This window comes from Dolichospermum sp. LEGE 00246 (assembly GCF_015207865.1).
Taxonomy (GTDB): domain Bacteria; phylum Cyanobacteriota; class Cyanobacteriia; order Cyanobacteriales; family Nostocaceae; genus Dolichospermum; species Dolichospermum heterosporum.
This window is the reverse complement of the sequence record NZ_JADEWA010000170.1, coordinates 1-10,382: the sequence shown is the minus strand read 5'-3', so window position 1 is coordinate 10,382 and position 10,382 is coordinate 1. Positions and strand designations below refer to the sequence as shown.

The following is a 10,382-nucleotide window of genomic DNA, read 5'->3' as shown; positions in this document are numbered from 1 at the left end:
TACTCCGAAAACAAACACATCAATGTCAAAGGTGAGAAATCACCCTACGACGGAGATTTAAGTTATTGGAGCGAACGCAACAGCAAGCTCTATAACAACGATACCTCTAAAGCCCTTAAACGGCAAAACCATAAATGTGGTCATTGTGGTCTAAAGATGCTCAGTGATGAGAAGGTACATTTACATCATGTTGATGGAAACCACCAAAACTGGAAAACTAAAAACCTTCTAGTCATTCACTTTCATCTGCCACGATTATATCCACATGAGCAAACGCGAAAGCTAAGAACATCGGGAGCCGTGTACACGGAAACGGGTACGCACGGATCTAACAGAGAGAGGCGGGAAATAATATTCCCCCTCGACTCAACCTTCAAATACCAACAGCTAAACTCAAAGGACGCATAGCCCAATTATGCGAACAATACGGTATTATTTTTGTGGAAACTGAAGAGAGTTATACCTCAAAAACATCGTTTTTAGATAATGATGTTCTACCTACATTTGGTGCAAAACCCGAAGGGTGGAAATCTAGCGGAATTAGGATTACTAGAGGTCAATTTAGAACCTCAACTGGAATCAAAATAAATGCAGACTGCAACGGCGCAGTTAACATAATCAAAAAAGTAGCTGCGATATTTAAGTTTGACTTAAGTGGAGTAGGTAGAGGTGCTTTAAGTGCGCCTAAGAAAGTTCTTTTGTGGACTCTTCAGAAATCCCCGCGTCTTCAGACCGGGGAAGCTTAATGACTTTTTGTTGAAAAATCAACTATGAAGTATAATGGTGATTGGTCAAATTTATTTTGACGGGCAATGATCGGAAAAAACTTCTGTTCTTCCTTCCCCTGCCCCCGGTGCCTCTCTTCTCCCCCTGCTTGCCTTCACCCGTCATTTTCGGGTTGACAAACTACTAGATCGGAAAATGCCACTTTCCAAAGGTAAACTGAGTATCAAGGTGCATAAATTTACAATCTGGGTCGAAGGTGAAAAGTAGCTATGTCAGAAACTAGTGACAAACTCATACCCATATCACAAAGGCAACCTGTACAACGTCGCCGGCGTAAACGTCCAGTCCCCAAGACAGGACAGAAAAAAGTCATCAATCAACAGCCAGTTTCTAGTCCAAGAGAAACTGCAACATTAGCTCGTCTAAACAATCATAGCAGTCCTGTTCCTATCTCGTCTGGGGGGCGAAAACCAGCATCACGGAAGATGATGCCTCCAGGTGTTAAACCAGTACCTACAGTCAAGAAAAATACTCAAATTTCTCCGCCAGCAAATGTGAGGTTAAAGACGGTACGCATGGAGAAGCCGAGAATTGAAAGCAGAGGGTCACGCAAGACTAGGTTAAAACCTATGGCTAGAACTGTTTTATATACCTTGCGGTTGTTGATTGTGGGTGTGGGGATAGGTGCGATTGTGGGTACGTTGTTGTCAATTCTAGACCCTGCTAATCGCCTTGGTTCAGTTGCGTTAGTATCTCAAACTACTACTTCTCAAAAAATATCTCAAACTCCTAATACAAGCTTATATCTGTCCCAAGAAATTACTTCTTTAAAAAATTCTTTACAAACTCTCTCCGCAGCTAATGCTGATCTGATGCCAGGGGTGTTTTTATTAGACTTAGATAATGGTGGTTATGTAGATATTAATAGTAATGCCAGTTTTGCGGCGGCAAGCACGATTAAAATTCCGATTTTGATTGCTTTTTTCCAGGATGTAGATGCTGGTAAAATCCGCCTGGATGAAATCTTAACTCTCCAAAAAGAGATGATTGTCGGGGGTTCGGGAAATATGCAATATCAAACCCCAGACAGCAAATACACGGCTCTTGATGTGGCTACGAAGATGATTACAATTAGCGACAATACGGCTACGAATATGCTGGTTGCTAAATTAGGCGGACAGGAGGCGTTAAATGGACGTTTTCGCAGTTGGGGATTAACAACGACGATGATTCGTAATCCTCTCCCGGATTTAGAGGGGACTAATACTACTAGTCCGAGGGAATTGGGGAATTTAATCTCGATGGTGAATCAAGGTAATGTCGTGGGTATGCGATCGCGTGATTTAATGCTTAATATTATGAGTCGCACTGAACGAGATAATCTTTTACCTGCTGGCTTAGGAAAAGGCGCAAATGCTTATCACAAAACAGGTGATATTGGCACAATGTTAGCAGATGCGGGTTTAATAGATATCCCTACGGGTAAACGTTATATCGCCGCTATTATGGTGAAACGTCCCAATAATGATCCTCGTGCGGCAAAATTAATTAGTTCTATTTCTAGTGCGGCTTATGAACACTTTAGCCAAACTACAGTAACACCTAGCAATCCGATAAATAACCAACCGGTTACTCAACCAATCACTCAACCAATTTCTAATTATCAACCACCCGTTCAACCCTTTACTCAGCAACCAGTTCAACAACCGATAATGAATCCTGCTATGCCTAATGGGACGGTTAATAATATGCCTATGGGCAGTTATCCGCAGCCTATAATGACTCCGCAATATTATCCACCACAATAAATAATTCAGAATTCAAACTGGTTGCAGAAAATGTGGCTTTGTTGTTAGAACAGCGTTAAGGCTATCTATCAAATGGAGAATACATCATGAATATTCAACTTAAACCTGAGACAGAGGAATTAATACAAGCTTATATTGACACGGGGCGATTTGAAAATATAGAAGATGCAGTAAATGAGGCTTTTAGTTTGCTGCTGGACAGAGAAAGAAGACTAGAGGAACTACGGAAAAAAATAGCTGTAGGAACTGAACAGATTAAGAATGGACAAGTAACAGATGGTGAGGTAGTTTTTGCTAGACTACAAGCAAAAATTGGCGTTGCATAATTAAAGTATGAATTAGCCTCACGCAAAGGCGCAAAGACGCAAAGGAAGAAGGAACAAAAATCAGAGTTTTAACATTTTTGATATCGCATTCCCGGAAGTTGGGTGACTAAACCCATGAGTTCTAATTGTAATAAGGAACTGGAAACTAAAGCCGCATTCATCCCTGTTTTTTGAATTATAAAATCAAAGGATAAAGTATCAATAGTCAAAGTGTCTATTACCTGTTGTAATTCAGGTGCTAAATTAGGTAAAGGAGGAGATCTAACTATGGGAATTTCTATATCTATTTGGGGAATTGCCCCCAACATGGTTAATAATTGACTGAGTTCTTGATTAATTAAACCTGCACCTTGACTAATTAATTTTAAACAACCTTGTGATGGTTGATCATCAATTCTTCCGGGTAATGCGTAAACATCTCGACAAAATTCATTAGCATAAGTAGCTGTGATTAAAGCGCCGGATTTTATTGGTGCTTCTATGACTAATACTGCGCGACTTAACCCGGCAATGATGCGATTTCGCCGGGGAAAATGGGTGCGGTTGGGTGTGGTTTTGGCAGGATATTCACTAATTACTATGCCAGAGGTCAATATCTGTTTATATAAACCTTGATTTTTATGGGGATAAATAACATCTACTCCTGTTCCTACAACTGCTATTGTTCTTCCTCCTGCTTTCATTGCTGCTGCGTGACTTTCGGTGTCTATTCCTTCTGCCATACCGGAAACAATGGTAAAACCATTTTTGGCTAATGCGGTACTAATTTGACGAGTCCATTTAATTCCATATTCTGTGGGTTGACGAGTTCCGACAATTCCCACTAAAGGTTTTTGTCCTGAATTCTCCTGTAAATCAACTTCACCCCGATAATACAATAAGGGGGGTGGACTGGGAATTTCTCGCAGTAGTTGGGGATATTCTGGGTCTGCTGGTGTCCAAAAATGGGGGTTTGCTTGTTGGTGTTGAGTGAGGAGTTGTTCGGGGTTTAAATGGGATTTTTGTTGAACAACTTTTTCTAATGTCTGAAATCCCAAACCTTCAACTTTTCGTAATTCACTAGGAGTAGCTTTCCAAGCATTTTCCAAGTTACCAAAATGCTGTTGTAATCTTTGCAGTAATATGGGTCCAATTCCAGAAATTTGCGACCAAGCTAACCAATATTTACGTTCTTCTGTATTTGACATAAGTAGGTTGGCGTTGAAAATTGTCGTTATAGCAAGGCAAGAGGCAAGAGGCAAAAGGCAAGAGTAAAGAAGTTTTCAGCGATTTTATGTTTCTTTACACAGTTTGGTTTTATTGTGTTCACCTACTTAGTATAAATATAATTACTTGGCGGTTAAAAACCGCGTCTACACAGGCAAAACCCAGATGGTGGGTGGGTTCAATATCTTGATTTTTTTAGTCTGCGGAGGCGGACTTTGTTTGTGTAGCTGTGACTTCTAGTCGCCGGGTCTTAATTTGATTTTTCAAATAATCAAATACAGATTTATCGCCAATGTCGGGAGGAATAGCTTGAATTACTTTTCTTATAGCAAAGATGAGGAATAAAATTGCCCAAGTTGCTAGTAAAACTTGTTCTGCTGGCGTTGATAAAATTCCGGTTAAATGTCCTAATAATAGTAGGGGAACAAGGGGAGTTAAGATTTTAGTTTCTAAACGATGAAAACAAAAACCTTCTTTGAAAAAGATCCCTGTCAAGGCTGCAAAGGTAAAACCAATTCCTAATATGGTGAGGGGTTGATTATAAATAGTAATTGCAAAAGCTTGACTATCACCATGTCCAAAAATAAAGGCACAAATGCTACCAATTATCCAAAAAAGTTGGAGAATGCGGTGCAAAAATGCCATATAGATATGAATAGTTAATAAACTAACTCCCAGTGCAATATTAAAACAGGTGTAGAGAGGGGTCAGGGAGGCGATAGCAGCGGGTTGGGGATAAAATAAGACCAAACCGCTACCAATGGCAAAACACAGGGCGGCGATCATTAATCCTGTTCGATAAATTATCACACTTTGGCGATCGCTCTGAGTAATCGTAAACTCCCCGAATTGACCTTGATATACTGCTAATGATGATATTGTTTGTGTAGTCATATTCCTTAATAGTATAGGTTTTAGATCCCCGACTTCTTAAAGAAGTCGGGGATCTTGTTTTTAATGTCCTTTCCCAGCGCCTAAATACAATTCCCCGACTTTTGGGTTATTTAATAATTCTCTACCAGGTCCTGAGATAGCATCTCTTCCTGATTCTAGCACATAACCACGATCTGCCATTTCTAAGGCTTTTCTGGCATTTTGTTCAACTAGAACTATCGCAGTCCCCGATTCTTTAATTTGTTTAATTTGCTCAAATACTTGAGTTACCAAAATGGGAGATAATGCGGCTGAGGGTTCATCTAATAGGAGTAAACTGGGTTCTAACATTAATGCTTTCCCCATTGCTAACATTTGTCTTTCTCCACCGGAAAGAGTTCCTGCGCGTTGACGACGGCGATCGCTCAATCGAGGAAACATGGTGTATATTTTATCTTTAAGAGGTTTCAAGGGAACATCTCTCACAAAAGCCCCCATTTCTAAGTTTTCATCTATGGTTAAAGAGGGGAAAACGTTGGCAATTTGGGGAACATAGGACATTCCTTTGGCGACAATTTGATTTGATTTTAAACCAATCAAATTCTGATCTTTGAAGGTAATATTTCCGGTATGGGGTGTCAAAAGTCCGAAAATAGTTTTTACTAAAGTGGATTTACCTGCACCGTTTGGACCAATTACTGTAACTAACTCCCCTGGTGCAATGTGAAAGTTGACACCTTGCAAAATATCTACATCTTTAATATATCCAGCGTGGACATTTTCTACGTTTAATAAATAATTATTAGTCATTTGTTACATGAGGGAACAGGGAACAGGGAACGGGGAACAGGTAACAGGTAATTTGGTGATTTTCTTTTCCACTGTCCCCGTGGCGTAGCACCTGTCACCTAATTTGCTAGGGAACAGGGAACAGGGAACGGGGAACAGGTAACAGGTAATTTGGTGATTTTCTTTTCCACTGTCCCCGTGGCGTAGCACCTGTCACCTGTCACCTGTCACCTAATTTACTATTTTCTGCAATTCTGGTCTTTCTTCTGCCAAAATTGCGTTTTCTACGGGGCAAACTTGCAAACAGATACCACAATCAATACAGGTAGCAAAGTCAATCCAGTACCAATCTGTGCCTTTGACGTTTTTTCCTGGGCCTGGATGAATACAAGCTACAGGACAAGCACTTACGCAGTCAGCAACACCTTCACAAACGTCTGTAACAATGGTATGTGGCATTTTTCCGATTCCCTCTTTTTTGGATTTTAGATTTTAGATTTTGGATTGATTTTGGGAAAGTTTACCAATATTCCTATTTTTAACATCCGGGTTCAATGGTGTGTGAACCATCGGCTTTAATCCAGGCTATTTGGGTAATTGAGCGATCGCTTGCATATTGACGAATCCCTGCTGTGTCCCTACCTCCCAGGTCTATTTCTACTCTCACTGAATTAGTGGAATTACGTAATTTATCGGCATAGGCAAAAGCCGCAGCTTCAGCACCGGGGGTTTCTGGAACTACTAACCAATTACTAGCGGGAATATCCTGGGGTAATTGCTGATTTGATAGGAGAATTTGGTATAAATCATCAATATTCAATTCAAAGCCAATACCAGGAATATTTTCCTTCTGGGGATGGTATAAACCTAATAATTGGTCATAACGCCCACCACTTCCTAAAATCTGTGCTTGGGAATTTGTCTCGCTCACTACTTCAAAAACCAGACCTGTGTAGTAGTCAATGGTTTGAATTAGGCTTAAATCAAGGATTAAAGGGAATTTACCATCTAGTAATTCCACTAGGGATCTGAGGTTATTTATTGCCTCGTGCTGATCTGGTTCTAGATGTAAACTACTGACCTTTTGTAAAACATCTTTACTATCACCCCGCAAATCCAACATAATTTTAGCGCGTTGGCGGAGTTCTTCCTCTAGAGGCAAAGTATCAATAGTCACGCGATCTAAATTAGCGATCGCCCTGCGGACTTGATTTCTGATTTCCGGGGGAAAAGCATTCAGCAAAGAACGAGTAATTCCCGCTTCCCCCAAAATTAACCGCCAATCTTTTAAATCCAATGCTGTTAAACAGTCTGCTACCAGCAGCAACACTTCCCCATTGGCTAATAATCCCTCAGCACCCAGTAACTCCACCCCAGCTTGATAATACTCCTGCTGACGATTATGGCGGCCTTCCCAATTGCGGCGGAAAACATTAGCATTGTAATATAGTCGCTGGGGATAGGTGGCATCTGCCATGCGAGTTACCACTGTGCGAGCGATAGAGGCAGTCAATTCTGGACGCAACCCCAATTCTTCATTTTGACTATTTTGGAGTTGAATCACCATCTGACGCTGAATAGCTTCACCAGCCATCAGAGTATCCATTCGTTCCAAAGTTGAGGTGATAATCCTGTGATATCCCCACCGTTGAAACACCTGTTCTAATCTATCTTCAATCCAGCGTTTTTGCGCCACATCTAAAGGTAATAGATCCCTTGCTCCCGCTGCTGGTTGATACACCATTATTTTTTCTTCCCACCAAACAAACCGCCAAACAAACCACCTTTTCCAGACTTATCTGGTTGCTTCTCTTCAGTTTGAGAAGCGGAAGTCCCTTGAGAACCACTGGTTGTAATTCCTAAAGCTTCATCTACTTTGGGTTTCCATTCCAAAGCGATTTTCTCATTGGGATTTAACTTCAGGGCATTATCAAAGTGAACTTTTGCCATTTTTAGTTGATTTTGCCGTAAATATACCATTGCAATCAAGCTATGGCAATGACTATTTCGCGGTTCTAACTTTAAGGCATCTTGTAATTCTACTTTGGCTGGGGACAATTGGTTTTTTTCTAGTAAAACTTGAGCGCGACGCAGGTATTGTTCTACGATTGACTCTTCTTCGGGTGGTGAGGTTAGAGTTGGTGGTAAATTTGGGGCAGAACCTTGAGGTTGACTAGGCGCCGACTTATTCATTGACTGTCCAGCCACCCGCATCAGATAAACTAGATTTAGCTCACTAACCTCAGCAATGATTTTGAGTGATTGTTGCAAATCACTAAATTGAGTTGGGGCAATTTTAGCGATCGCCTGCTTATATGCCATACTCACATTAGGCACAGCTAACAATTGTCGTCCCGATTCCGTCTTCAGTCTAATTGCTCCTGGTTCTTGGGCAAATCTCTTCCCCATTTGTGACAGAATAAACAAATACTCAGCCCGATTGCGTTCCACAGAAAACTTCTCATAAGCCGGATTAACCAACTTTGCTAACAATTGATTAGCCATCTCTTTTTCCGACTCATTCCTCATTAGAGAACTATCTGGGTGCAATGTCCGAGCAATTTGTAAATAACGGTTACGGATTTCCTTAAATTCCGCATCAACCGGCACACATAAAACTGCGTGATGATCTATGAAATCATCCGTAAATAATCCAGAATCTATTTTTAATGACATATTTATTATAGGTATCGCACCCCAGCATATTCTTTCCAGTTTACAGGGAAGTATGGTAAGTTTCAAAGCCATCCAGTAGCAACCAGGAAATTTAATACTTATTAGAGCTTGTTTGAAAACTCATGATTGCTGTATCAAATGTTTTACCCCACCCTAACCCTCCCCTTCACAAGGGGAGGGAACTGGATTTTCTTGTTTCCCCCCTTTATAAGGGCTACCGTGTACACATATCCTTACCCAAAGCCAGTTCCCCTCCTCGCTTGCGGGGAGGGGCTAGGGGTGGGGTTTTATGGTAACTAACAGGCAATTTCCAACTTGTGTGTACACCGTAGCTTCATAAGGGGGGTAAAATCTGATGAAAATTACGGGATACCACTTTTAAGTAATTGGACAAAAATATTTACAGTCATTGCGAGCGAAGGGAAGCAATCACAACCCTTGCAATTGCTTCATTTCACTTCGTTCCATACGGCTAACCCCACGCAACGCTAACGCAATAAAATTGTATAATTAATTCTGTCTCACTACTTAAAACATCCTCTTAAATGAAACCGATAATCTCCAGAAACCTAACCCCCATTCCAGTTTTCTATCGCCAAACCCGTAGGGGCGCAGGGCCTGCGCCCTCCATTCTATTTCATGAGAACGAGAATTGCTGTAAGTTGACACCAATGTAAGTAATTGGACAAAAATATTTACAGTCATTGCGAGGGAAGGGAAGCAATCACAACCCTGGCGATTGCTTCATTTCACTTCGTTCCATATGGCTAACGCCACACTTCGCTAACGCAATAAAATTGTATAATTAATTCTGTCTCACTACTTAAAACATCCTCTTAAATGAAACCGATAATCTCCAGAAACCTAACCCCCATTCCAGTTTTCTATCGCCAAACCCGTAGGGGCGCAGGGCCTGCGCCCTCCATTCTATTTCATGAGAACGAGAATTGCTGTAAGTTGACACCACTTTTAAGTAATTGGACAAAAATATTTACAGTCATTGCGAGGGAAGGGAAGCAATCACAACCCTGGCAATTGCTTCATTTCACTTCGTTACATATCGCTAACCCCACGCAACGCTAACGCAATGACATTATGTAATTAATTCTGTCTCACTACTTAAAACATCCTCTTAAATGAAACCGATAATCTCCAGAAACCTAACCCCCATTCCAGTTTTCTATCGCCAAACCCGTAGGGGCGCAGGGCCTGCGCCCTCCATTCCATTTCATGAGAACAAGAATTGCTGTAAGTTGATACCAATGTATGGCAACCATAGGTGTCAACTTAAGCTCAAATCCCTACCACATCTCGTTCCTAGTCTCTGACTAGGAATGCAGTTGATGAGGCTCTGCCTCTAGTATCATTGAAGGCAGAGCCTTCTAGAATTCATTCCCAGTCAGAGACTGGGAATGAGACGAGTTGAGTTCTTTGCGGGATAGAGGTTTTACGTTAAGTTGACACCAATGAAGCTCTTGCTTTACCCCTACGTTTAGAATCAAACAATCAAGCCGTTTTGAGTATAGCTGACAGCCCCACTGAAGTTCCAGGCTAATAGCTAAAGTCTACTAAAGTAAACTAAGCAAATTCAAAAATTTTCCAGTTCTTTTAGTCATCAAAAGACAACTTCTGCTATTGGTTAGTTAGAATGATGAAAGATGGTAGCAGAAATTTTTTATTTGGTGACAATGATTTAGCTAAATTGGCGTGTATTTTGCAGCAATATCTATTTCTAAATCTGGTAATGAAACTTGCAGAAAGTAATAATGATTTATCTATTTATTCCTAGATACTATTTTAATCACGTGAAGATTTGAGCAGCTAAAAAGCCGTAATCAACCTTTGCACTAATTCAAAATTAAGGAGATTTGTACTATGTCACATACATTATTTAACGATGTACCTGTTCAGTAACAAGAAACTGTAGTTGGTGGATTTATCAAAATTTGTTTTGGTTATAAAGATAAAGAAATAAAAT

General features: G+C 40.6%; 9 protein-coding genes and 1 pseudogene. 4 read left to right on the top strand and 6 right to left on the bottom strand.

Annotated elements, in window-relative coordinates; genetic code table 11:
* The 4 genes and pseudogenes from IQ228_RS26620 to IQ228_RS12970 all read left to right on the top strand — a co-directional run.
* Window positions 1-286 (top strand): annotated as a pseudogene (locus IQ228_RS26620) (HNH endonuclease); the annotation flags it as partial.
* A gap of 154 nt (window positions 287-440) precedes the next feature.
* On the top strand, window positions 441-746 hold the full coding sequence (locus IQ228_RS12980; RefSeq protein WP_338422776.1) for a transposase: 306 nt from the start codon (window positions 441-443) through the stop codon (window positions 744-746).
* Between the two features lie 249 nt (window positions 747-995).
* Window positions 996-2,534 carry a serine hydrolase gene (locus IQ228_RS12975; protein WP_193963026.1) on the top strand — a complete coding sequence of 513 codons (1,539 nt, stop codon included), beginning with the start codon at window positions 996-998 and terminating at the stop codon, window positions 2,532-2,534.
* An 86-nt stretch (window positions 2,535-2,620) separates the two neighbouring features.
* Window positions 2,621-2,860 (top strand): type II toxin-antitoxin system ParD family antitoxin, encoded by a 240-nt coding sequence (locus tag IQ228_RS12970; protein ID WP_027400956.1) that lies wholly within the window; start codon window positions 2,621-2,623, stop codon window positions 2,858-2,860.
* A 68-nt stretch (window positions 2,861-2,928) separates the two neighbouring features.
* Here IQ228_RS12970 and dprA read toward each other — a convergent pair whose 3' ends face one another.
* The 6 genes from dprA to IQ228_RS12940 form a co-directional block, all read right to left on the bottom strand.
* The gene (gene dprA / locus IQ228_RS12965; protein WP_027400957.1) at window positions 2,929-4,047 is read right to left on the bottom strand and encodes a DNA-processing protein DprA; all 1,119 of its coding nucleotides are present in this window, start codon (window positions 4,045-4,047) and stop codon (window positions 2,929-2,931) included.
* A gap of 214 nt (window positions 4,048-4,261) precedes the next feature.
* Window positions 4,262-4,960, bottom strand: coding sequence for a DUF2301 domain-containing membrane protein (locus IQ228_RS12960; RefSeq protein WP_051424217.1), 699 nt, complete (start codon window positions 4,958-4,960; stop codon window positions 4,262-4,264).
* 60 nt (window positions 4,961-5,020) lie between these two features.
* Window positions 5,021-5,749: an ABC transporter ATP-binding protein gene (locus IQ228_RS12955; RefSeq protein WP_027400958.1), complete on the bottom strand. Its 729-nt coding sequence runs from the start codon at window positions 5,747-5,749 to the stop codon at window positions 5,021-5,023.
* A gap of 210 nt (window positions 5,750-5,959) precedes the next feature.
* Window positions 5,960-6,187, bottom strand: a complete 228-nt coding sequence (locus IQ228_RS12950; protein ID WP_027400959.1) for a ferredoxin family protein — start codon at window positions 6,185-6,187, stop codon at window positions 5,960-5,962.
* Window positions 6,188-6,266: 79 nt separating this feature from the next.
* Entirely contained in the window at window positions 6,267-7,472 is a 1,206-nt protein-coding gene (locus tag IQ228_RS12945; protein WP_193963024.1) for an ATP phosphoribosyltransferase regulatory subunit, read from the bottom strand.
* Window positions 7,472-8,404, bottom strand: a complete 933-nt coding sequence (locus tag IQ228_RS12940) for a J domain-containing protein (protein ID WP_193963022.1) — start codon at window positions 8,402-8,404, stop codon at window positions 7,472-7,474. Before IQ228_RS12940 ends, IQ228_RS12945 begins: the two co-directional genes overlap by 1 nt.
* Window positions 8,405-10,382: the final 1,978 nt, after the last annotated feature.

What these genes read in the sequence shown, in the direction of transcription:
- IQ228_RS12955 (WP_027400958.1), bottom strand. Translation starts at nt 5,749, where the DNA reads ATGACTAATAATTATTTATTAAACGTAGAAAATGTCCACGCTGGATAT.
- IQ228_RS12945 (WP_193963024.1), bottom strand. Translation starts at nt 7,472, where the DNA reads ATGGTGTATCAACCAGCAGCGGGAGCAAGGGATCTATTACCTTTAGAT.
- dprA (WP_027400957.1), bottom strand. Translation starts at nt 4,047, where the DNA reads ATGTCAAATACAGAAGAACGTAAATATTGGTTAGCTTGGTCGCAAATT.
- IQ228_RS12960 (WP_051424217.1), bottom strand. Translation starts at nt 4,960, where the DNA reads ATGACTACACAAACAATATCATCATTAGCAGTATATCAAGGTCAATTC.
- IQ228_RS12975 (WP_193963026.1), top strand. Translation starts at nt 996, where the DNA reads ATGTCAGAAACTAGTGACAAACTCATACCCATATCACAAAGGCAACCT.
- IQ228_RS12970 (WP_027400956.1), top strand. Translation starts at nt 2,621, where the DNA reads ATGAATATTCAACTTAAACCTGAGACAGAGGAATTAATACAAGCTTAT.
- IQ228_RS12950 (WP_027400959.1), bottom strand. Translation starts at nt 6,187, where the DNA reads ATGCCACATACCATTGTTACAGACGTTTGTGAAGGTGTTGCTGACTGC.
- IQ228_RS12940 (WP_193963022.1), bottom strand. Translation starts at nt 8,404, where the DNA reads ATGTCATTAAAAATAGATTCTGGATTATTTACGGATGATTTCATAGAT.